Genomic DNA, 22,436 nt, shown 5'->3' with positions numbered 1-22,436 from the left:
CCCCCGTTTGCTGGCCCTGGAGGCTTAGTCAGAATCGGTGGCTGCAATAGTTAATTGACGTGTTGTGCGTGTCGGTATGCGCGAGGAAGGCTCAACTTCCTGAATAATTGATAGTACCAACACAGTCAATCGAAAGTTGAGCCTTCCCATGTACTCTAGCACAGGTCTTAGCAGCGAACAGATCACCGACCTTGTCGCACGCATCCATGACCTCCGCGAGGCACCAGCCTCCCGAGCAGGACGGAAACCCACACTAGGACTGTACAAGTGTGTTGTTGTGGCCTTGATCTATCTGCGATCCAACCGCACACAAGCATCGATTGCCGACCAGTTCCACGTCTCCCAGAAAACGATCTCTCGAACCATCGCATCCTGGATGCCCATCCTGGGACAGGCCCTGCAGGACTGCACCCCCACGGTCGACGACCTCGATGTCAGCGAACCACTCATCGTCGATGGCACCCTACTGCCGACCTGGTCATGGCGCACCATGCCAGAACTGTACTCCGGCAAACACAAAACCACCGGCGTCAACGTCCAGGTTGCATGCGACCTGACAGGACGGCTCGCCTTCATCTCCGACCCGATGCCCGGCCGCACCCATGACGCACACGCACTCAAAGAAACCGGCCTACTCGACCACATCACCACCGGGCAACTCATCGGCGACAAAGGATACATCGGACTCGGCATGATCACCCCCATCCGAACCCAACCGAAACAACAACACACAGAAGAAGAAAAAAGGTTCAACAAGTCAGTAAACGCGATACGCTACATGATCGAACGAGTCATCGCCAACCTCAAAACCTGGAGAATTCTCCACACCGACTACCGCAGACCCTTCACAACATTCCCAGAAACAATCACCACAGTAGCCGCACTCGAATTCTACAGAAACACATTCTGACTAAGCCTCCTGTTCACATCTGCTGGCCTCACAACACAGGCAAACGCAAACAAGGCCAGCAAAAACGCGGCGTAGTTCAGGAGGCCTGATCATCGATAGTGCATGCACAATATCCGGCGGTGGCACCCAAAAAATCACAGGATATTAGTCTTTTAACTTTAGAGACCCCGTCCTCCTATAGCCCTTATAATCAAGCGGGTGCGCACGAGGTCCGTAGTCCAGCCGGGCAGGGGTTGGAGCTGGGTGATCAACGAGTCGCGCCGTGTTCTGGTGACACCTGTGATAGTCGTCCTGGTGATCGCCGTGCTGGAGATCGGCTTTATCTGGTACCAGCCAGAAACAGCGGCCTCGGCGCAGACGCTGAGCACCCTGCTGATCATCATCACCACCCTGGCCTACGTGGTCGTGCAGGCACGATGCATGAGGGCACACGCCACGCTCCCCATCGCCCTTGTGGGAATGGCCGGGATAGTGGCCGGTGTTGGCGCGGCCCTGCTGTCGGAGGCATGGTTGATGCTCGGTGTCGCCGCGGCCACGGGGCTGATGCTGGCCAGTCATCTCAGGTTCCTGATCTCAATGGCAATGCTGCTGATGATCATCGGGGTCACCATCATCCTGCGCATCCCCTGGCTGTCCCACATCGTCGAACCGGTGGTGGCGGCGACGATCGCGATCGGGCTCTACACCCTCACCCGGGCCTTCCAAGCGCTCCACGACCTCCGGGTCTACCAGGAGGAGCTGGCTCGCCTGGAAGTCGACAGGGAACGTAACCGGATCTCTCGCGACCTGCACGATGTGATGGGCAGGACGCTGGTGGCTACCTCACTCCGGGTCGAGACAGCGATTGAGATGCTCGGTTCTGAGGACGAGCAGGTCCGAAAACAGCTCCTCCAGGCTCAGAAAGTACTTGCAACGGGTGGGAGGGAACTCCGCTCCCTGACGCGTGGGCCCGTCACCACGAGTCTCGAGGAAGAGGTCGTCGCAGCCCAGCAGCTATGCCAGCGTCTCGGAATACAGTTCCGCTGTAACGTCCCCGAAGGAACCTACGCCAGCGCCCAGCCCATCAGCGCCGAGGTGGTGCGGGAGGGGATCACCAACATGCTCAAACACAGCCGCCCTCGATACTGCAGCCTGAGAATCGACCCCGGGAACCCGACGATCATGTCGATCAGCAATGACGGCTGCCTGCACCGCCGGTCAGCCTCACAGACTCCCGGCACTGGGTTGTCTAGGCTGCGCCAGCGACTGTCCGAGCACTCTCTCATGCTGGAGGCTGCGCAGCATCCGCGCGGCGTGTTCGAGCTCAAAGTCACCCAGGCCCCCATCCGTCCCCAAGAGAGGACCCATGGAGACAAGAATCCTGATAGCCGAGGACATCGACCTGGTCGCGGAGGCCTTCCAAGCTCTCCTTGAGACTGAGGAGACGTTCCGGGTCGTCGGCCGGGTCAACCGCGGTGACAAGGTCCTGCCTGCTGTCGCACGCATGATGCCTGACCTGGTCCTACTCGACATCGACATGCCGGGCGCGACAGGAATCCAGGCCACAGCCCAGCTGCGGCAAAAGGGGTACCGGGGAAAGATAGTTCTCCTGACGGTCCTGACGACCAGTGGGTATCTACAACCTGCCCTTGATGCCGGGGCGAATGGCTACCTGTTGAAGACCATCACCGGCGCCGCCCTGAAGAACGCCCTTAAAGCCGTCATGGCTGGCCACTCCGTAGTGGATCCTGAGCTGGCTGCTGAGGCACTGAGGTCAGGGCCCTCTCCCTTGACGGAACGGGAGACCGAGGTCCTGCGGCTGGTGGCAGAGCATCGCAGCACATCGCAGATCGCCGGCCAGCTCTACCTCAGCGTGGGTACAATCCGGAACTACCTGTCCTCAGCCATGACAAAACTTGCAGTCAACTCCCGGTTCGATGCGGCAGATCTGGCGAAGCAGAACGGATGGCTGGCTCTATAGGAGCCAGCGGTATAGGCCTGCTGATGGCGGATGGCGGGGATCACGTAGCCAGGGCCGGAGCATGCGGGGGGTCTGGGCTCCCTGCCCGGGGACAAGCAGTGCATACATGGCTGGTCTCACATCCTTCCCGTGCTGCGGGCAAAGCGGCGGGACGCCCAGAAGATGAATCCGATCAGCCAGGCCAGGGCGTTGAAGACAGCCCAGCCGAGAGAGCTGTGCTCACCGGAGAAGGTGTAGCCGTCGGTCAAGGCGTACCTGGCGATGGTCGCGACACCAAACATGGGCGTCACTTGGCCAATGCTCAGCATCGTGCCGCTCAGCGGGATGAACAGGTTGCCGATGAAGGCGAAAGCGGTGATGGTCAGTCCTGGGATGTGCATCACGACCTCGGGACGCAGGGTGAGCCCGAGCGCGATGCCGAGGGCTGCAAAGACCCCGGAACCCAGCCAGGCAACCAACAGGCCCGAGACCCACACCTCAGGACCGCCCTGGGCGCCGGTGAGAAACCCGAGGATCCCAACCACTGTCACCGGGACCGTGGCGGCCAGTACGGCCGCCAGCACCTTGGCGAGCACGTACTTCACACCACCCAGGGGGGTCATGCGGATGGTCCTCATCCAGCCAGAGGCCTGCTCGACGGAGATGCCGACAGCCGTTGCAGTCGCGGCAGCCGCCGCGCCATAGATAGCGATGCCGATAGTCATCCACATCGCGAAATTGCCGTGGGGAAGATCTGCCCCCTGTGGCCCGGTGCGGAACAGCGCGACGTAGAGAATCATCGGCAGGGCCAGTGTGAAGATCAGAGAGGACCGGCGAAAGGGCCGTTTGAATTCATATCTGAGGTACCCGAGAGGGATTCCCCTGGACCTCCGGTGGGTGCTCCGGGCGGCAATGGGGTGGGGGGAGTCCTGGGTCATGTTCATTTCTCCTCGATGTTCCGGTCGCCGCGCAGCAAGGGGCGTCGTGCGGGTGGAGGTCTGAGTTGTCATCTTCATTTCTCCTCAGAGGTCAGCGCCAGGAAGGCGTCGTCGAGACTGCGTGGCACCACCTCGATGTCGGTGCCTCCGAGCGCGAAGACTCTCTGCGCTAGCTGGTCAGAATTGGGGTGGTAGAGGCTGATGCGGTCACCACGACGTCCGAGACACTGCACCCTGGGCGTGGCGAGGATCCGCTCCTCACTTTCAGGAGCCAGGTGGGCCGAGACGATCCGGCCACTGGCTGCGGCACGGATGGCGTCCGAGGTGTCGTCGGCGATGATCCGGCCGTGGTTCATGAGGATGATCCGATCAGCGAAGTCATCGGCCTCCTCCAGGTAGTGGGTAGCGAACAGGATGGTCCGGCCTAGTTCGGCATCGCGCCGGACTTCCGCCCAGAACTCGTGGCGGGCCTCGACGTCCATGCCGGCGGTGGGCTCGTCTAGGACCAAGAGGTCGGGGTTGGACAGCAGGGCCATGCCGAAACGCACCCTCTGCTGTTCCCCGCCAGAGCATTTGGAGACCTGTCGGTCAGCGATCGGAAGCAGCCGGGCGCGCCGCATGCACTCCTCAACCCGGGAGGGGTCGAACAGTGCGCCAATCATCGTGAGAGTCTCAGCGACGGTCAGCTCCGGCAGAAGTCCACCGGTCTGGAGAACCGCAGCCGCCTGGCCGGACTGCACAGCTCGCAGCGATGGCTGGCCGAACAGCTCAACGGTGCCTTGTCCCGGCCGGGTAAGGCCGAGAATCATGTCGATGGTCGTCGTCTTGCCTGCGCCGTTGGGACCGAGAATGGCCACCACCTCACCAGGACGGATGCTCAGACTCACCCCGTTGACGGCTCGCACCGGGTTCCCGGACTCGTCCCGGAATTCCTTGAAGACGTCGATCATCCTGACGGCTGGCTCTGCCTCGTGGCCACTTAGCGGTGTCATTGACTGGCTCATGACGTTGGTCAGCCCTCCTCTACTTCGGTTCGGGTACTTCGATTCGGGCGGCTTGACCACCCTGTCGAGTCGATCGTGCTCCTCCCCCACACGCATCCGGGAGCTCAGGGCGAGTAGCTTAGAGCAGTGTCATTGGGATCATGTGACAGCTGTCATCCTCATCAGACCCTTGAAGGCCATCGCACAACACCTCCCCTGAGGCCAGCCAAACTCAAAACTCGCCTACTGAAACCCCATCGACCGCACCGCATCATGGGTGGGCCATCACCCGACCAGGATTGCCCCGCCAGAATTCCACCGATCCCAGGGAATCCCCGGCAGGCTATTTCCCTGCAAAACGCGGGAACAAGGCTTTGGCATTGCTATGGTTGATCGCTGCCCTTAGAAATGGGGTCATGGGGTAGTGGTCGAGTTCTGAGGTGATGAACCGGACGGCAACTTCTGGGGCGAATGGCCAGTCACTGCCGTAGGTGATGTGGCTATGGTCAGCGACGGCCAGCAGGCTGGGCAGCGCCGCGGGTGAGGCTGACAACGCGGTATCCCAATAGAATTTCCGGAACACCCTCAGATAGCGTTTCTTGACGATCTCGACGAGAGGCCGGGTGAATGGATATTCCATCATCTTCTCAGCCACGTCTATCATATAACTTGGGCGTCGCTGCAACATGGTGAGCAGGACCCGGTATTCGATGAAGGGCACAAACCCACCGGCGTGCGCGAGAATAAACCGGATCTTGGGATATCTCTCCATCGCACCGGACAGGATCAGGTCGATCACCGTCCGGGTGGTGTCGAGCAGGAAGTCCGCGGTGAATGTGGGAACTCCCGGCACCTCCGGGGCCGGCAGCTCCCCGGGGTGGACGAAAACCACTGTCTCCCGCCGGTCGAGTTCAGCCAGCAACGGCGCAAAAGCCGCATCACCTAGGTAGCGGCCGCCGGCATTGGCGAGCAGGATCACCCCGTCGGCGTGCAGTTCATCCACGGCATAGGCAAGCTCGTCCAGGGCACCCTCGACGTCCGGGAGCGTCAGTGTCGCGAAGAAGCCGAAACGCTCCGGCTCGCGCTGCACGAGCTCCGCGGCGTACTCGTTGACCTCCCGGGCGATCCTGCGGCCCCGCGCGATCGCCTGGGACTCGTCCTCGGCGACGCCCTGCAGCTCCACGAGCGCCCCAGGGGTCGACACCGACACAATGCCGGCCCGGATGCCGTTGCGGTCCATCATGCGCAGCGCGCCATCCCGCGACCAGTCCGGCAGGTCGATCCCGCCGGGACGGATCCCGTTCATTCTCAGGAGCTCGGCATAGCGGGGCGGTATGACGTGCTGGTGGGTGTCTATTCGCGCCATCCGCGCGGCGGGCTTGCGACCACGGCCTCTAGGACTCATATCGACGTCGGGCCTCAGGACATCCGGGCATGGGGCTGCCGGGGCAGGTCACTGGCGCGGGCAGCCGCGATCTCCTCGCTGGTGGCCCCCGAGCTACTGAGGATCAGGTCAATGAGAGTCTCAGCCATCGAATCAACCTCAGGACGCGGGTCGGCGCTGCTCTCCAGCCAGCGGCAGACCAGCCAGACCGTGCCAGCACCGAGGAACTGCGCATGCTGCTCAGGGGTCTGCGGCCCGGCGCAGCGACGGATGATCGGGCCGAGAGGCGAGACATTGAGTATCCGCTCAGCGAGGTAGCCGACCAGCTCAGCCATCAGACCAGGGGCCGCGAGCGCCAGAGCAGCCCGGTAGAAGGAGGCATGGTCCGCCAGATCGGTCAGCAGCACCTCAAACGTCCCGCGCGCGAAGACCGTCCAGGACTGCCCGAGAGCCACCGGCGGGATCCTGGTGAAGGAGTCCTGGATCCGGGCCACAGCGGCTGCCCGCACCGCTGCCGGCAGGTCTGAGAAGTGCTTGTAGAACGTCTGCCTGCTCACGCCGCTGGCCCGCATCACATCAGCGACCACCAGCGCTGCCGGAGCGCCGTGCTCCAGCAGGCCGCAGACGGCGTCCAGGATCGCCTGGCGCGCACGTCCGCGTTCCGGACCACCTGCCTTAGCCACAACCCCGCGTCCATCAAGTTCAATTGACATATGTACACCATATCCCATGAAACCACTTGGCAGAAGCCGCGATGCACGGCATAGTTATGTTGACATATGTCAATCATCTGCATGATCTGGGGAGGATACTCATGACGACTCACGACGAAACGGTGCTAGGCCCACGAGACGGACGCCCCCGCGTCCTGTTCGTGGTGCCCACCTTCAACGCCGGCGACACCACGCGCGGCATAGAGATCGCCCGCGCCATCCAGAACCTCGCTGCTGAGACCGGCCGCGAGGCCAGCATCGGCTTCGTCTTCCCCCGGTCACAGCAGAGTTTCGAGGAGCAGATCAGGGCCGCTGGGTTCCAGGCGCGTCCCGCCGGCATCGAGTTCGCGAACGACGAGGTCGCCGCGATCATGCGGGCGGACCACGACGGAACCGAGTTCATCACCGACCGCTCCCGCGCCAGGCAGATCATCGAGGTCCTGCTGACCGAGTTCACCAGGGAGCAGCCGGACCTCATCGTCTTCGGATTCATGCCGCCGGTGGGGATCGCCGCGCAGATCCTCGGCATCCCGTCGGTTTCCTACACCCCATTCCCGGTGTACCGCCCATGGGCACGCACCAACTTCCTGCTCGACGTCCCAGACGAGATGGACATCCCGCCCGTCCAGGCCGCCCCGCCGCGGCTGCGTCGCGGGCTGACGGCCCTGGTGTCGCGCGCGATAGTCCGCAGTGGTTTCTTCCGGCAGCCGACGCTCGCCCAGGCGGGACGGGAGCTGGGGTGGAAGACGGACCAGCCCGACCTGTTCGGGATGCTGGATGCTGGCATCCAGCTCGTGAACGACCTCCCCGTCTACTACGAGGGCCAGGACATCGGACCACACACCCGTATTGCCGGGCCATTGTTCAGCCGCCCCGCAGACCAAGCAGTGCCCGAGGAGATCGCTCGGCAGTTTGCCCGTGACGACCTGCCCCGCGTCTTCGTCTCCATGGGAAGCAGCGGCGAGAAACCCTACCTGCTCACAGCGATCGAGGCCGTCTCCCGCATTCCCTGCCGCGCCGTGGTCATCGTCCCGCCACACGTCTGCACACTCGGCGAGGCCCGCGAGCGCCTGTCCGGAGCCGGGGATGTCCTGCTGACCGACCGCTTCCTGCCCGCACCGGCGGTCAACGCGATGGCCGACATCGCGGTCATCCACGGCGGGCAGGGAACCGTGCAGACTGCCGTGTATGCGGGCACTCCAGTGGTCGGGATCGGGATGCAGTGGGAGCAGTCCACCAACCTGGGACGCCTGGTCCAGCGCGGGTCGGCCATCCGCATCCCACGCAGCAGCTGGCGCACCACGGCTGTCGAAGAGGCACTCCGGCGCATCATCGAAAACCCCGCCTACGCCCAGGCAGCCCGAGAGCTCAAGCATGAACTCGACACCACCGACGGCTACCGCATCACCGGAGAGCTCATCTGGGAGCTGCTGGACTCCAGATCCTGACCCCGGCCTGACGGACAAGCTTTCCTGGGGTAATCCGCCGCCGGGTCCCGTCCTGTTTGCTGGCCTTATCCCTTTTTCGCTGGCCCTATCCCCCATTCGCTGACCCTATCCCCCGTTTGCTGGTCTTGTTCACGTCTGCTGGCCTCACAGCACAGGCAAACGTGAACAAGGCCAGCAGACCGCCTTTAAGGCCAGCAAATCCAGACCGGGCGCGTCCTGTCCGGCGACCCTCAGAAAACCTGACTGTGGTCAGTTTTTGACCACAGTCAGTTTTCGACCTACTCTAAAACCATGAGCGAACGAGTGGCCCGGCGGCGGGCACAGACACGGGAGCGGATCTTCACCGAGGCCATGCAGCTGTTCGTCGAGCGCGGCTTCGACAACGTCACGGTCGCGGACATCACCGAAGCCGCCGACATCGGCAAGGGCACCTTCTTCACCCACTTCCCCAGCAAGCGCGACGTCTTTCGCTACCTCGGCGAGCAGGTCGCCGACGCCATGTCCTCCGCGGTCACCGAGAAGCCGGCGGGCACGGCTCGGGAGCGGCTGCAGCGCGTCCTCGGAGCCGCCGCCACCTGGCTGGAGGCGCATCCGGAGCTGATCCGCCAGATGTTCCAGGCGCGCTCCATCAACCTGACCATGGACCTCGGCTCCACCAACCAGCAGCGCTTCCGCGACCTGCTGGCGAGCATCCTGACCGACGCCCAGCAGGCCGGCGAGCTGCGCGGCGACTTCCTGGTCGACGACGCGGTCACCCTGGTGTTCGGCTCCTACTACACCTGCTGCGCGGCCTGGGTCCAGGACCCCGGGGCCCGCTCATTGCATGACCGCCTGGACGCCATGCTCGACGTCGTGTTCCAGGGGCTGGCGGCCCGATGAGAGCGGGCCGGGCGCTAGCTGCGATCCTGTGCGGAACGATCTTGTCCAGCATCAGGCTGCCGCGATCCACCGTTCTGATCACGTTCGTCACCACGCCAGATATGGCTGCTGCCCGCCTCCCACGCTCCTGTCTTCGCCGTAAGGAGTTGTCATGCTCATCTCACTGAACCGCGTCCGCGCCGCCGACGTTTCGCTGGCAGGGGGCAAGGGGGCGAACCTCGGTGAGCTGATCGCCGCGGGCTTCCCCGTCCCGGACGGCTTCTGCATCACAGCTGAGGCCTACCGGAGCGCCGTCGCCCCACTGCAGGCCGACCTGACGGCGCTGCTGGAGGCCGGCGACCACGAGGCGGTGCGGGCGCTGGTCGCTGACGCTCCCCTCCCGGACGGCCTAGAGGCCGGAGTGCTAACTGCCCTGAAGGACCTGGGGCAGGGGCCGGTCGCGGTGCGGTCCTCCGCCACCGCCGAGGACCTGCCCGAGGCGTCGTTCGCGGGCCAGCAGGAGACCTTCCTCGGCGTAACAGGGGATACGGACGTATTGTCGGCGGTCCGGCGCTGCTGGGCGTCGCTGTGGACGGACCGGGCCATCGCCTACCGCGCCGAGCGTGGCTTCGCCCATGACGTGGTGCGGCTGGCCGTCGTTGTGCAGTCGATGGTGGCCGCCGACAGCGCGGGGGTCGCATTCACCGCGGACCCGGTGACCGGCCGGCGCGACGAGGTCGTGATCGATGCCGCGTGGGGACTTGGCGAGAGCGTCGTCTCGGGATCGGTCACCCCGGACTCGTTCACCGTCCGTGGGGGACAGGTCACCCGGCGCAGCCCCGGCGACAAAACCACCCGCATCGACCTTGAACCGGACGGTCGTACCGTGACCACCACCGTCGCGGACAAGGAACGTCGGGCACTCTGTCTCACAGACCGCGACGTGCTCCGGATCGCGCGACTCGCTCGCGACGTCGAGGCCCACTACGGAACCCCGATGGATATCGAGTGGGCGATCGCCGGCGGCACGCTCTGGCTGTTGCAGGCCCGGCCCATCACCACCATCACCGGGCCGGACGCGTCGCCGGACACCACCGCCCAGAGCGCGCGGCGACCAGGAAAACAGCGGCCAGGAAGACTGAGACGGTTCATCCGCACCGACCTCATCGAGCACTTCCCCTCGCCCTACCCCCTGGACCTGCTCATGGTGCGGCTGCTGGTGGGCATCATCCGCGATGTTTCCGGGATCGCAGGCATCCGGCTCAGCCCTCACGACCTGGTCGCGATGGACGACGACGGCATCGCGCGCATCGCCTATCCGCGGGTCTGCCTCTGGGGAGTCCCGCTCGGGATATTCCGGGTAGCCCGGCTCAGGAAACCGGATCCGCGGCGCTGGGCCGACGGCCCGGGCGCCCGGATGCGGGAGGCCGCCGCCAGGTTTGCCGCGCTGGCACAAGAGAATCTCTCCGATGAGGCACTGGCCGGCGTCTTCACGGAGGCCGTGCGCGAGGCCGGGGCGTGGGCACGCTTCCGGTTCGTCGAGTACCTGGTCCCCAACGCGCTGCGCGGCGGATGGCTCGACGTGTGGCTGCGGCTGGCCCGGGTGAAGGCCACCCAGTTCGACCTGCTCGGTGACCTGGACTACGCGACGATGATCATCGACCGCCGGCTCCACGCCCTGGCTGATTCAGCGCCGGAGCGGGTGAGGGAGCTGCTCTGCGCCCAAGAGATCGACGCCGAAGCGGTCCGCGAGGCGGATCCCACCTGGTGGCGGGCCGTCGAGGACTTCCTTGCCGACTACGGCGCCCGCACCACCCGCATGTACCAGCCCTTCTCCAGCACCGCCTGGCGGGAGGATCTGCCGGGCTTCCTGCGGGTCGTCGCGATGATGGACCACGCTGACGGCAGGCCGTCGGCGGCCCGCTCCACGCACGAGCAGCTCGTCACCAAGACGGTCCTGCGGCTGCCCCGTTTCCTGCGTCGTCGTTTCCTCCGGCTCGTCGACGACTACCGCGCCGGGTATGTGATGCGTGAAGCCTCCGTCGTGGACACGGAGGAGTTCTGCGCCGCGCTGCGGGCCCTGGCTCTGGAGGCGGGGCGGCGGATGTCGCAGGCTGGTCTCATCCCGGCCCCCGGTGACGTGAAGTTCCTGACGGAGGATGAGCTGCTGGCCTGGCTACGCGGGTCGGCGGTGGACGTCGCCGGGATCGTGGCGCGACGCCGCTGGGCCCGCCCCATGGCCGAGGCGGCCTGGCACGAAGGCCGGGAGTCTGAGGACGGGGACACGGCGTCAGGAGTGGCAGCGAGCCCCGGACGGGTCACCGGCCCCGCACGGATCATCACCGGCCCCGACGACTTCCCACGCCTGCAGGCAGGCGACGTCCTGGTGTGCCGGGCCACCGATCCCGCCTGGACGCCGCTGTTCGCGCTCGCCGCCGGGGTGGTCGCCGAGACGGGCGGCCGGCTCTCACACGCCGCGATCGTCGCCCGGGAGTACGGCATCCCCGCGGTGCTGGGCATCCCCGGAGCGACCAGCACCCTCGCCGACGGCCAGCCGGTCACCGTCGACGGCACCCAGGGTCAAGTAACAGTCCCAAACAGCGAATCAGTCAATTAGCAGAAACTCGCAGACGGTCTGGTCAGGGGGCCAGCAGGCCAAGCGGCACAACTCCGACTCCGTCCGACCTCCGGTAGGCATTGGGTCCAGTGTTGATGATGATCGCATCGAGCAGACTGTTTCCCATACGCTGTGTGAACCACTGAAGATGTCTCACGTCACGGTCGGTGACCGTGTTTGCCAGCTTCACCTCAATGGCCAGAGCCCGGCCGTCTCCCCGCGCGAGGACAAGGTCGATCTCGTGGTCTCCATTACGGGTCCGCAGGTGGCTCACAGAGGCCTCGGCAGCCTGGGCAGGGACTCGGACGCAAAGCGTCACCAAGGACTCAAACAGTCGGCCGAGCATGCCGCCCGCCCGCGACCCGCCAGACTCATTCTCCCCGCCAAGGAGCGAGCCAGGGGCGAGATCCAGCAATCGCGCAGCCAGCGCTGGATCCGCCAGATGATGCTTCGGAGTTTGACCAAGACGGGTGAGCCCGCTGCCAACCGGCACCCATGCAGGAACAGGGTCAAGAAGCCAGATGCCGGCCAGCGCATCCCGGTAGGCGACGGACGTCGAACGCGCGGGCTTATCGCTCTGCCCTGGGGTGGCGGCGTCCAGGATCTGTGAATAGCTCGCGGTCGTGGCAGAGGCAGCGGCATAGGCGCGCAGCCACGCCAGCATCGCCTCGGGCCGGCGTACCGCTAGCCCTTGGTCGGGAACATCACGGTCCACTGCATTATGCAAGTAGGAGTCAAGCTGGAATCGCAGAGCACGTGCGGGCAGATCACGCATTCCCGGAAAGCCGGAGGCAACGATCTCCTCCACGTAGTCACTCAGCCGCAACCTAGTCGATCCTGCTAATGATCCCCGGCTTCCAGATAGCAGCTCCCGCAGACTCACCGTGGGCTCGGCGACGCCGCGCTCAGACAACGTCATCGGTCTCATCCGCAGACGCCCGATCCGACCCGCCCCTGAGTGCGCAGTGGCCCCAGCCACCGGGGTCGCACTCCCAGCCAGCAGGAACTGCCCACCGGACCGGTCTCTGTCGACAGAGCGCCGCACGACATCCCACACGGCAGGGACCTTCTGCCATTCGTCCAGTAGAAGCGGGCGGGGGTGGGTCAGCAACTGTTCGGGTTCAGCCTCGATTGCCTCCCGGCTCGCCCTCGAATCCAGGCGGACCACATCGGCCACTCGCTGCTCTGCGGTGGTGGTCTTCCCGACTCCCTTGGCGCCGTCGATAGCAAGCGCGGCGAGCACCCCGAACAGTTCGTCCAGCTCTGTATCTAGGATCCTGCGCGTGTACCCCACCTTCGAATCATACAATGAGCAGGATCTGAATCAGTCAATTAGCAGGACTTGAATCAGTCAATTAGCAGAAACTCGGCTGTCTTGCTGGGCCTCGGTCAGGGTCAGCGGTGCCGCCCGGAAGAGAAGGGTTTCAGTGTCGTAGTAGGCGTCGGTCAGCCCGACGCGCTCCATGCCTATGTGCCGTGCGACCGCCTGCGACGGGAGGTTGTCCGGATGGGTGACCGCGACGACCCTCGGCATGCCGGCATCCAGCAACGCTTCAAGCACCGCCTGAGCGGCCTCGGTGACGTAGCCATTCCCACAATGCGCCGGGGCCTGCCGCCAGCCGATCTCCACGTCCTTGGGTTCGCCGCCGCCGGAGGGAGGAATCGGCTTCACCAGGATCAGCGCGACGGGCGTGCCGGCGTCCGGACCACCACGCAGCTCGACGAGGCTAAAACCCTGCTGTGGATGATCGCGAAGGGTCATGAACCGCTGCAGAATGCGGCGGGCGGCGTTATCGTCTGGCGTGTAGGCGGCGGGGATGAAACGCATCAGCGCGGGACTGGTGTGAACCTCTCTGACGAATTCGAGGTCCGTGTCCGCGAACGGGCGCAGGCTCAGCCGAGCGGTCGTCAGGGGAATCATGCCAGCCTCATGCCACGGCCGGTTCGTCGTCGCTGTCTGCCGGGACGGGCTCAAAGCCTGGGAGGGACAGGCGTGGTCCGTGGCGGACGGCGAGTCCGTCGGCCACCAGGGAGTCAGCGCAGCGGGCCAGTTGGACGTCGTCGGGCCAGGCCAGGTCACCAAGTGGCACTGGTGACGGCGACCCGCGCAGCGCCGCCATGATCCAGCCCCGGCATTGCCGGTCGGTTCCCTCCCAGGACTGCGCCACCCGCGGCGGTCCGTCCCAGGCCGGGTAGCCCCTCGCCCGCCAAGAGCAATGAGCCGCCACGGGGCACGGGTCGCATTTCGGCGATCGCGCGGTGCACACCGTCGCGCCCAGCTCCATCGACGCGGCCGCCCACAGCGATGCCTGTTCGTCGTCGTCCGGGACGAAACGCCAGCCGCGTTCCCGCTCCCCCGCAGTCTCCGAGCGGGCGGGATGCTCCACGCCCTGGTCGACGCGGGCCAGGACCCGCCGCACGTTGACGTCGAGCACCAGGGACCGCCGGCGATAGGCGAAAGCCAGGACCGCCGCCGCCGTGTAGGAGCCGACGCCGGGTAGCGCCAGCAGGTCGGACTCCGTCTCCGGCAGCTCGCCGCCGTGACGCTCCTCGACCGCCTCGGCGGCCGCCCGCAGTCGCAGCGCACGCCGCGGGTAGCCCAGCCGTCCCCAGGCCCGCAGCACCTCGTCCGGCGACGCAGCTGCGAGCGCCGACGGCGTGGGCCAGCGCACCATCCATGCCTCCCACACCGGCACCACCCGGGCCGTCGGGGTCTGCTGAAGCATCACCTCACTGACCAGCACACCCCACGGGGTGACGCCGGACGAACGCCAAGGCAACGTCCGAGCCGCGTCGGCAAACCACGCCGTGACACGCGCCACCACCTCGGCCTCACCACCCGAACACCCCTCACGCATACCCCCACGCTACCCGGCCAGACAGTACCTGGGTGGGGTCTCCGCGGGTCTGTCCGAAATACGGTGTGTGGGGTCAGGCGAGCGCACCTTCTAAGTACAAGCACTTGATCGCGGCGGTCTCGTTCCGGGGCAATGGCCTTGCGCTCTGGCCGCTCTGCAGTAACGGGTATTGATCGACACGGGGCGTGTTCGTCGTGTAGATCACCCGCCGAATCACAGGCGTCGTATTCGAGGAACGGCACGATACTGCGCCCAAGAGGTGCGCCAGAGCTGGACAAGCGCCGGATAACACTCGCCTCATTCGGCCGTAATCTCCTCGAACCTGTCCTTCGCTGCCTACTCGGACGAGGCTGTATAGACCGGCTTGAGAGACTCCACAATCACGTCACGGTGCTGCCGACCGGTGCAACAGAATCTATTGCGGAAGCAGGTAGATCGATGCACTACATTGCACGACCGCCTGCTCCCAGGCGGTGTTGAACGCCCCTGGGATCCCTTTCAGGCCATCGCAGACAGCTATCAGGATGGTTCTCGACGCCACCGTTCCTCACGGCGCTTGGCACGATAACAGGCTCGAATGATCCGTCACGATCCTGGGGAACCACCGGTTGCGACCGGACCGATCTGCGTCAACATCGTCTCCGTCCTAGTACCATCGCGCATGTTCTCACCGATCCGGGGTCTCACCATACTCATCACCGAGATACTCGATCAGCTCCGCGTTCAACGCCATCTCAAGGACGTTCCTTGGTGAGCTGGCTGAGCAGACCACCCAGGCCGGTCAGGCTCACACCCTGTTCTCTCGCCTGCACAAGCAAGCGTTCTACGAGTTCCTTCTGATCGATGATCTCCCCGACCACGAGATTGATCACCTCGTCTTCCAACATGCCAGTCGTAACCGATCAGGCCGGCCCCCACACCGCTCCTCTGACAGTTCCAACCTGGTGAATAAGCTTCATTGGCTCCGTCCGAATAGATTTGGTTTAATACCTTCGCGCCAGATAGTTAACGGGAGGTTCTGAGTCTTGTTCGTCGTAGCGATAGCGACTGCCGCCCGTAAGTCAGTCGTAAGATCGAGCTGGTCTGCGATAGCGGCAGCAAGATCACGGCGAGCTGTCTGCCTGCCAGCAATGTGGTCACGAGCTACAGCATATTTCGTGGGTGCATCCATAGACGCGAGGCCCAATGGCCGCATAATGGTCCAGTCAAGGTCACTTTGACTCACGATATGCTCCATGCGGCGCATGTCGTCGTAAAGCGTGCTCCCAATGCGTTCAAGGAACTGGGTGATAAGCGTCCGCGCGAACCAGTTCATCTCTGGATCGCGCCAGCCAGTGACGACCATTGAGCTAGTCACGATCAGTCGGCGGATGGCCTGGGCTTGCATGGCCCCCACGATGGCATGTGCGGAAGCAGAATAGGAGTTGATCGGATGCTTGCTGTATCTCACCCCAAGTACAGAAGTAATAGCATAGCATCCCTGCACTACTTCAGCGACGTGAGCAGGGTTAGTAGCGTCCGCTCGCGCAACTTCCAGACGGGGTGTGCTTACTTGGATCGCATCGGGGTGACGAGTGATAGCCCTGACACACCAACCTCGGTCGAGTAGCTGTTCGATGAGAAGGCGTCCAGTGAGTCCGTTCGCTCCGAATACGGCAACTACGCGTTTACAATCGTTCATTTGCTCGTCTCTGAGCCAGAACGCAGACATGAACATACGTAGCCTACTTCTTCATCGGCATCTTCGACGAATGCCATAACGATCTCACTCGCTTCCAAGAGGAAGCGCGTCAGCATGACCACCTCATCTAGCGTCCACGAAACTAGTAGACCAGCAAGACGTTCATTGGCCTGCGCATAGGCATCTGTTAGACGATGGACACCAGTCGCATGGATGCTGGCGGAGCGGCGATCAGCTTCATTACGACGCCGCTCAACCCACCCGTCACGTTCCAACCGGGCAAGTACCCCCGTCATCGTCGCAAGATGGGTCCGCGTGCGGTAAGCCAGTTCAGTCGGTGTCTGTGGGCCGTCTTGATGCAGCGTGTCAAGTACTACGAGATCAGAGCTTCTGATGTGGAGCCGAGCACCGACCACACGATTGCTCACCGCCAGTGCACTGCTCAACCGCCGCAAGGCCAACACGGCCTGCTCTACCACTGGAAGCACAGTTGAGATTTTCTTGTCCATACCCACCCTATCTAGTACGCTACTCATATTATATGGTTACAATAATAACTTGCCGCATGCCACATGCAAGCGGCCGGCAAGACTTGACGCACAAACGACAACGAGGAGGACGTGATGAGCAGAGCTATCGAGTACAGAAGGTTTGGCGGACCAGAGGTGTTGGAGATGGTCGATGTACCTGCGCCCGAGCCCCGTGACGGTGAGACCCGGATCGCCGTCAAAGCAGCCGCACTCAACCCAATGGACGAGAAGGTTTTCAGTGGTGATCCACGTCTTCGACTCGTTGGCTTCGCTAACGCCATACCTAAGCCAGCGCAGTGGTTCATGCCCAGCTTTCCAAAACGTGTAGGACGCGACTTCGCGGGAATTGTTGATGCGGTAGGTGGTGGCACGAACGGTCTCGCCGTCGGCGACACCGTTCTTGGAACCTTGAGGGGAGCGCCTGGAACGAAAACGAAAAGTGGCTCACTGGCCGAGCATGTGGTGGCGCCCGTCGAAGACGTCATCCACAAACCAAAGGCGCTTAGTTTCGAGAGCGCCGCAGCGCTCGGCGTCGTCGCTCAGACTGCTTGCGGTGCTCTGCGCGAAATAGATGTACAGCATACTGACATCATTGTTATCAGCGCCGCCGCCGGTGGTGTCGGTTCGCTGGCAGTGCAGCTCGCGATGCAACGCGGCGCAACGGTAATCGGTATTGTCGGAGCGAATAATGTCGATTTCTTGCGCTCACTCGGAGTCATTCCCGTCACGCACGATGCAGGAGTTAAGGACCAAATCCTCGCTGCAGCGCCAGGCCCTATCACAAAGCTGTTGGACTGTTATGGGGGCGGTTATGTCCAACTTGGGCACTCTCTTGGTCTGCACGGCTCCGCCATCGGAACCCTTGTACCCTCGCCAAAGGCTATTTTCGGTGGAGCACGGTTCACGGGTTCACGGCATGCGCACCCTGAGGACCTAGCGACGGTCGCCGACTTGGTGGCAACCGGCGCTGTTAGGTTACCTATCGCTCACACGTATCCCTTCGAAATCGAAGCCGTACGTGGCGCCTTCGTTGAACTAGCTAAAGGGCACGTCCGCGGCAAGCTCGTCGTTAGCTTTGCTACGTCATAACGAATATGAAGGTTATTCACAGCCACAAGCGAACCCAGGCCTACAAGGGTATTTACCGAACTGAAAGCCCATCGTGAATAACCCTCATATTCTTACCGAAACCAGCTCAGATAGCGCCGGGACTGTCTGATTAACGGTGTGTGGGGTCCGGTCTGATTCGAGAGGAGATGGCTGTGGCTGACACGACCGACATGATGGAAGACGAGATGATCGATCCCGTGACCGGAGAGATCATCGATCAGAAGGACCTGGCCGAGTGTCTGCTGGCGCAGGCCAGGGAACAGGGGGTGAGTCTGGTCGGCCCGGGAGGGTTGTTGAACCAGCTCACCAAGGAACGTCCTGGAGGCGGCGTTGAACGCCGAGTTGACCGAGCATCTGGGTCACGAGCACGGTGGCACGCCGATCGAGGCGAACATGCGCAACGGCACCCGCGTCAAGACGGTGTTGACCCAGATCGGGCCGGTCGAGACCGGTGGTACCCCGTGATCGTGACGGCTCCTTCGAGCCGATCATCGTCCCGAAACGGAAGCGACGTTTGGACGGCATCGATCAGATCGTGTTGTCGTTGACCGCCCGCGGGCTGACCACCGGTGAAGTCGCTGCCCACTTCGAGGAGGTGTACGGAGCGAGGGTGTCGAAGGACACCATCAGCCGGATCACCGAGAAGATCGTCGGTGAGCTCGCCGAGTGGTCGAGTCGGCCGTTGGATCCTGTCTACCCGGTGATCTTCGCCCGGCGCGATTCGCACGTGAAGGTCCGCGACGGTCAAGTCCGTAACACCCCGTTCTACGTTGTCATGGGTGTCACGATGAACGGGGAACGCGACATCCACAGGGATCTGGGCTGGTGACGGTGCTGAGGGTGCCCGGTTCTGGCTGCAGATCTTTTCGGAGGTGAAGAACCGAGGCATCGTCGAGGTGATGATCGCGGTGTGTGACGGGTTGAAGGGACTCCCTGAGGCGATCAACACGACCTGGGAACACACCATCGTGCAGCAGTGCATCGATCTACCTGGTTCCGCAACAGCTTCCGCTACGCCGGCCGGCAGCACCGCGACGCGATCGTGAAGTCCCTCAAACCGGTGTACACGGCCCCGTCCGAGCAAGCGGCCAAGGACCGGTTTGCCGAGTTCGCCACCGAGTGGGGCGACCGGTATCCGGCGATCGTGCAGCTGTGGCGCAACACGTGGGCGCAGTATCGTACCGTTCCTGGCCTACGACATGGAGAACCGGAAGGTGATCTACACGACCAACACCATCGAGTCCATCAACGCGAGGTACCACCGGGCCATGCGGGCCCGTGAGCACTTCCCCAACGAGCAAGCCGCATTGAAGTGCCTGTACCTAGTGACCCGCTCCCTTGACCCCACCGGCGGGAGCCGGGCACGCTGGGTGATCAGGTGGAAGCCCGCACTCAACGCGTTCGCAATCACCTTCGCTGGACGGTTCAACCGAACCACCCACTGATGAAAACCACCGGACCCTACACACCGTTTATCGGACAGACCCATAGCGCCGGATCTCCTCGGGCCGAACCCCAGTAAGCACTAAGGAGCAGGACCCCTCTACCTACTGCGCTGGGCAGGACTGCGACTCTGGGCTATTTGATAAATGGCGTGTGGACTCTAGTGGTTTTTATTAGTGGGTGGTTCGCTCGAAGCTTCTGGCCTGAGTTGTCGCAGTTTAGTGACCCAGGATTTTCTCGATTATTGCTGTGGTGTCGGGGGTTATGTGGGGTTGGGCGGTGATGGTTTGACCGGCGATTTGGATGGTGACTTGGCGTAGGGGTCGTAGGGTTCGAATCAGTCGTTTGATGCTGATGCCGGTGGTGGTTTGGAGCTGGCGGGCGATGGCAAGAGCGGTGAACACGATGGTGAGGTGGGCTTCGATCGCTTCGGCTTGGTGGTGGAAGATTGACCTGGCTTTGAGGTCGTGTTTGGACATCCGGAATGATTGTTCGATGTTCCATAGGTCGTGGTAGGCGTCGATCACTTCCTGTCCTGGCATGGCGGTTATGGGAATGTTGGTGACGTAGCCTTTCAACCCGACCAGTTGTTTCGCTCGGGTCAGCGCTTCCTCGTTGAGGACAGCGGTGCCTTTGCTGGTGGTCACGAACCGTGGGTTGCGGGCGGTCTTCTCGCCGGCCACGACGGCCCGGGCCTTGTTCTCCTGCGCGGTGAGGGTTCTACGGTCGTGGAGTGCACGTTTGTGGCTGTAGTGCCATACAGCCCGCCACGAATGCGGATACCGGATTGGATCCCAAACCGGTTCGGCCCGTTCCGTAATGGGGTTGGCTGTCTGGGCCCTGGTGGTTTTATCCCTAGGGGTGATCGTGTCGATCAGTTGTCCGTCAGTGAACGCGTCCCCTATGCCAGCGGAAATGTTTGGCGAGGTCACCCGGGGCTTTGACCGGGCGGGACCCGACAATGAACCCCAATCCCGCCTCGTGAAGTGTTTGGAGGTTGGTCATCGACAGCATGCCGGCGTCGGCGACCACCACCACTTCGCCGAGCTGGTGTCGGGTCGTGAACTGGTTGATGATCGGGATGATGGAGGCTTATTCATAGGGGTGTTTTGGCTTTCCCCAGCTAACACTTTACCCGAGGGGGATGTGAGGGCGGCTTGCCCGATCTGAGATAATTCAAAATGCAGAAAGAAAACCCTCAGATGAAAGACAAGCCGCCGCCGTGAATACTACCACAAGCCTTGACCGCGACCAGATCCTCAACCTGTGCGAACTGATCCACACATCCCGTTCCGGAAACCTTCCCCCGGCAGGGTCCCGTGTCCTGGGCTTGTTCCGCTGTATCCAGGTCACTGTGTTGATATTGCGGCACAATCTCACCCAGGAGTTGCTGGCCGACATCCACACAGTCTCCCAAGCCACCATCTCACGAGTGGTGGCGGTCTACACTCCCCTGATCGCCGAAGCCCTCCAAGCCTGGGTGCCCGGCGTGGGGGACCTCGACCCGGACCGTCAGTACATCATCGACGGTACTCTGGTGTCCTGCTGGTCGTGGCACGACCGTCCCGAGCTGTACTCAGGCAAGCACCACACGACGGGGGTGAACCTGCAAGTGGCCTGCACCCTGGCCGGACAGCTCGCCTGGATCTCCCCGCCCCTGCCGGGTAGTGTGCATGATGCAAAGGCCATCAAGGAATCCGGCTTCCTCGCAGCCCTCGACAGTCAAAGTCATATTGGAGACAAAGGCTACATCGGATTGGGGATGATCACCCCCGCGAAGAAACCCGCCCATGGTGAACTCACCGACAGCGACAAAAGAAACAACACGACCATCAACCGCGTCCGCTACCTCATCGAACGTGTCATCGCGAACGTCAAAACCTGGCGTGTTCTACACACCGATTACCGCCGCCCCTACAACACCTTCGAAACCACAATACAAGCCGTCACAGGACTCATCTTCGCCTACAGTCTATGAATAAGCCTCACGATAAACAATTCAACACAACAATTGCACGAATCCGAGTCAACATCGAACACTGCATCGCCCAACTGAAAACCTGGAGAAGCCTGTCACACGGCTACCGCGGACCCCTCAATAAACTCCCCGGAATCATCCAAATAGTCACCCACCTCGAAATCCTCAGAACCTACACCCTAAAAACCCTCATGAATAACGCCTAAATTTCCCTATTGAATCAACAAAGAAATTGAATAGTGAGGGCTACAAAATGGAGTGCTATTTGGAGTGCTATGGGTTTTGTGGACACTACTGAAAAATGGGATTTCTAGGCTGCTTGCTGGTGTTGGCTCCATTCTTGGTGGACGTGGTTGGGTGTGCGGTACCCTAACGCCGAGTGAAGTCGTTTCTGATTGTAGCAGTTGCTCGATCCAGGCTGTCACATCCTTTATAGCATGTTTCCGTGTTGGGTAGATCTTCCGGTTCACTACCTCCTTCTTGCAGGTGGCATTAAATGATTCCGCTGCGGCATTGTCGTAACACGACCCGATTCTACCTACCGAGGCACGGATACCATATGTGTTCATGATTTCCGCGTAATCAGCTGAGGTGTATTGCGAACCACGATCCGAATGGAAGACAGTCTCGCCCACGATAGGGGGTTGATTTCTGACTGCCATGTGTAAAGCCTCGGCAACAAGCCGGGTGCGCATATTCCCGGCGATCGCATAACCGATGATCTTTTTCGAGTAGCAATCCATCACGGTCGCTAGATAAGTGAATCCTTCCCAGGTGGGGATGTAGGTGATATCGCCTACCCAGTTCTGCCCTGGTTTGTTGGCGGTAAAATTCCTTTTCACCAGATCCGGGCGGTGGTGAAGATCCTGGGCCGGGATGGTGGTACGGACCCGTTTCCGGGGCTGACAGGCCACCAAGCCAGCCCGGTGCATGAGCTGACGCACCAGATCTAGGCTCGCGTGGACGCCCCGTTCAACCAGCAGGGCCTCGGCAAAGTCGTGGTGTCTGGGGTGTGGCTAGGTGTGATGGGGGCGTGGAGCCTGTGG

The 22,436-nt window shown here is 62.6% G+C and carries 20 protein-coding genes and 2 pseudogenes; 10 read left to right on the top strand and 12 right to left on the bottom strand.

Annotated elements, in window-relative coordinates:
* The first annotated feature begins 148 nt into the window (after nucleotides 1-148).
* The 3 genes from SK1NUM_RS01145 to SK1NUM_RS01135 all read left to right on the top strand — a co-directional run bounded on the left by SK1NUM_RS01145 (nucleotide 149) and on the right by SK1NUM_RS01135 (nucleotide 2,870).
* The gene (locus tag SK1NUM_RS01145) at nucleotides 149-910 is read left to right on the top strand and encodes a transposase family protein (RefSeq protein ID WP_212324267.1); all 762 of its coding nucleotides are present in this window, start codon (nucleotides 149-151) and stop codon (nucleotides 908-910) included.
* A 198-nt stretch (nucleotides 911-1,108) separates the two neighbouring features.
* The gene (locus SK1NUM_RS01140) at nucleotides 1,109-2,323 is read left to right on the top strand and encodes a histidine kinase (protein WP_212324265.1); all 1,215 of its coding nucleotides are present in this window, start codon (nucleotides 1,109-1,111) and stop codon (nucleotides 2,321-2,323) included.
* Nucleotides 2,256-2,870 carry a response regulator gene (locus tag SK1NUM_RS01135; protein WP_212324263.1) on the top strand — a complete coding sequence of 205 codons (615 nt, stop codon included), beginning with the start codon at nucleotides 2,256-2,258 and terminating at the stop codon, nucleotides 2,868-2,870. Before SK1NUM_RS01140 ends, SK1NUM_RS01135 begins: the two co-directional genes overlap by 68 nt.
* 116 nt (nucleotides 2,871-2,986) lie before the next feature.
* Here SK1NUM_RS01135 and SK1NUM_RS01130 read toward each other — a convergent pair whose 3' ends face one another.
* The 4 genes from SK1NUM_RS01130 to SK1NUM_RS01115 all read right to left on the bottom strand — a co-directional run bounded on the left by SK1NUM_RS01130 (nucleotide 2,987) and on the right by SK1NUM_RS01115 (nucleotide 6,867).
* Nucleotides 2,987-3,787, bottom strand: a complete 801-nt coding sequence (locus SK1NUM_RS01130) for an ABC transporter permease (RefSeq protein ID WP_212324261.1) — start codon at nucleotides 3,785-3,787, stop codon at nucleotides 2,987-2,989.
* A gap of 74 nt (nucleotides 3,788-3,861) precedes the next feature.
* On the bottom strand, nucleotides 3,862-4,791 hold the full coding sequence (locus SK1NUM_RS01125; RefSeq protein ID WP_223927701.1) for an ABC transporter ATP-binding protein: 930 nt from the start codon (nucleotides 4,789-4,791) through the stop codon (nucleotides 3,862-3,864).
* Nucleotides 4,792-5,113: 322 nt separating this feature from the next.
* On the bottom strand, nucleotides 5,114-6,175 hold the full coding sequence (locus tag SK1NUM_RS01120) for an amidohydrolase family protein (protein ID WP_212324259.1): 1,062 nt from the start codon (nucleotides 6,173-6,175) through the stop codon (nucleotides 5,114-5,116).
* 14 nt (nucleotides 6,176-6,189) lie between these two features.
* Nucleotides 6,190-6,867, bottom strand: coding sequence for a TetR/AcrR family transcriptional regulator (locus SK1NUM_RS01115; protein ID WP_212324257.1), 678 nt, complete (start codon nucleotides 6,865-6,867; stop codon nucleotides 6,190-6,192).
* A 101-nt stretch (nucleotides 6,868-6,968) separates the two neighbouring features.
* Here SK1NUM_RS01115 and SK1NUM_RS01110 point away from each other — a divergent pair, with 101 nt between their 5' ends.
* The 3 genes from SK1NUM_RS01110 (at nucleotide 6,969) to SK1NUM_RS01100 (ending at nucleotide 11,790) form a co-directional block, all read left to right on the top strand.
* Complete coding sequence (locus SK1NUM_RS01110; RefSeq protein WP_212324255.1) at nucleotides 6,969-8,315, top strand: nucleotide disphospho-sugar-binding domain-containing protein; 1,347 nt, start codon at nucleotides 6,969-6,971, stop codon at nucleotides 8,313-8,315.
* A gap of 291 nt (nucleotides 8,316-8,606) precedes the next feature.
* Nucleotides 8,607-9,194: a TetR/AcrR family transcriptional regulator gene (locus SK1NUM_RS01105; RefSeq protein ID WP_212324253.1), complete on the top strand. Its 588-nt coding sequence runs from the start codon at nucleotides 8,607-8,609 to the stop codon at nucleotides 9,192-9,194.
* Nucleotides 9,195-9,345: 151 nt separating this feature from the next.
* Nucleotides 9,346-11,790 carry a PEP/pyruvate-binding domain-containing protein gene (locus SK1NUM_RS01100; RefSeq protein ID WP_212324251.1) on the top strand — a complete coding sequence of 815 codons (2,445 nt, stop codon included), beginning with the start codon at nucleotides 9,346-9,348 and terminating at the stop codon, nucleotides 11,788-11,790.
* 22 nt (nucleotides 11,791-11,812) lie between these two features.
* Here the strand turns inward: SK1NUM_RS01100 and SK1NUM_RS01095 are convergent, their stop codons facing one another.
* From SK1NUM_RS01095 to SK1NUM_RS01070, 6 genes are all read right to left on the bottom strand, one after another.
* On the bottom strand, nucleotides 11,813-13,084 hold the full coding sequence (locus SK1NUM_RS01095; protein WP_212324249.1) for an ATP-binding protein: 1,272 nt from the start codon (nucleotides 13,082-13,084) through the stop codon (nucleotides 11,813-11,815).
* A gap of 57 nt (nucleotides 13,085-13,141) precedes the next feature.
* Nucleotides 13,142-13,711, bottom strand: a complete 570-nt coding sequence (locus SK1NUM_RS01090; RefSeq protein WP_212324247.1) for a GNAT family N-acetyltransferase — start codon at nucleotides 13,709-13,711, stop codon at nucleotides 13,142-13,144.
* Nucleotides 13,712-13,718: 7 nt separating this feature from the next.
* A complete protein-coding gene (locus tag SK1NUM_RS01085; protein ID WP_212324245.1) occupies nucleotides 13,719-14,648 on the bottom strand; it encodes an A/G-specific adenine glycosylase in 930 nt (309 codons plus the stop codon).
* Nucleotides 14,649-15,382: 734 nt separating this feature from the next.
* A complete protein-coding gene (locus SK1NUM_RS01080; protein ID WP_212324244.1) occupies nucleotides 15,383-15,520 on the bottom strand; it encodes a hypothetical protein in 138 nt (45 codons plus the stop codon).
* Between the two features lie 83 nt (nucleotides 15,521-15,603).
* Complete coding sequence (locus SK1NUM_RS01075; protein WP_212324236.1) at nucleotides 15,604-16,359, bottom strand: NAD(P)-dependent oxidoreductase; 756 nt, start codon at nucleotides 16,357-16,359, stop codon at nucleotides 15,604-15,606.
* Entirely contained in the window at nucleotides 16,326-16,838 is a 513-nt protein-coding gene (locus SK1NUM_RS01070; protein WP_212324234.1) for a MarR family transcriptional regulator, read from the bottom strand. Before SK1NUM_RS01070 ends, SK1NUM_RS01075 begins: the two co-directional genes overlap by 34 nt.
* A gap of 114 nt (nucleotides 16,839-16,952) precedes the next feature.
* On the opposite strand from SK1NUM_RS01070, the gene SK1NUM_RS01065 reads away from it, so the two are divergent.
* Together SK1NUM_RS01065 and SK1NUM_RS15365 are read left to right on the top strand one after the other, a co-directional pair.
* Complete coding sequence (locus tag SK1NUM_RS01065) at nucleotides 16,953-17,948, top strand: NADP-dependent oxidoreductase (RefSeq protein ID WP_212324232.1); 996 nt, start codon at nucleotides 16,953-16,955, stop codon at nucleotides 17,946-17,948.
* Nucleotides 17,949-18,154: 206 nt separating this feature from the next.
* Nucleotides 18,155-19,414 (top strand): annotated as a pseudogene (locus SK1NUM_RS15365) (IS256 family transposase).
* A 216-nt stretch (nucleotides 19,415-19,630) separates the two neighbouring features.
* Here the strand turns inward: SK1NUM_RS15365 and SK1NUM_RS01055 are convergent.
* Nucleotides 19,631-20,501: pseudogene (locus SK1NUM_RS01055) on the bottom strand (IS1634 family transposase); the annotation flags it as partial.
* A gap of 133 nt (nucleotides 20,502-20,634) precedes the next feature.
* Between SK1NUM_RS01055 and SK1NUM_RS01050 the strand changes: the two are divergent.
* The gene (locus SK1NUM_RS01050; RefSeq protein WP_212323263.1) at nucleotides 20,635-21,390 is read left to right on the top strand and encodes a transposase family protein; all 756 of its coding nucleotides are present in this window, start codon (nucleotides 20,635-20,637) and stop codon (nucleotides 21,388-21,390) included.
* Nucleotides 21,387-21,596: a transposase family protein gene (locus tag SK1NUM_RS15360; protein WP_212324216.1), complete on the top strand. Its 210-nt coding sequence runs from the start codon at nucleotides 21,387-21,389 to the stop codon at nucleotides 21,594-21,596. The genes SK1NUM_RS01050 and SK1NUM_RS15360 overlap by 4 nt, the downstream gene beginning before the upstream one ends.
* Before the next feature lie 6 nt (nucleotides 21,597-21,602).
* Here the strand turns inward: SK1NUM_RS15360 and SK1NUM_RS01040 are convergent, their stop codons facing one another.
* On the bottom strand, nucleotides 21,603-22,370 hold the full coding sequence (locus SK1NUM_RS01040) for an IS3 family transposase (RefSeq protein WP_223927909.1): 768 nt from the start codon (nucleotides 22,368-22,370) through the stop codon (nucleotides 21,603-21,605).
* Nucleotides 22,371-22,436 lie beyond the last annotated feature (66 nt).

The organism is Arachnia rubra (assembly GCF_019973735.1).
Taxonomy (GTDB): Bacteria; Actinomycetota; Actinomycetes; order Propionibacteriales; family Propionibacteriaceae; genus Arachnia; species Arachnia rubra.
The sequence above is the reverse complement of the archived record's forward strand: the minus strand, read 5'-3'. Positions and strand labels throughout refer to the sequence as shown.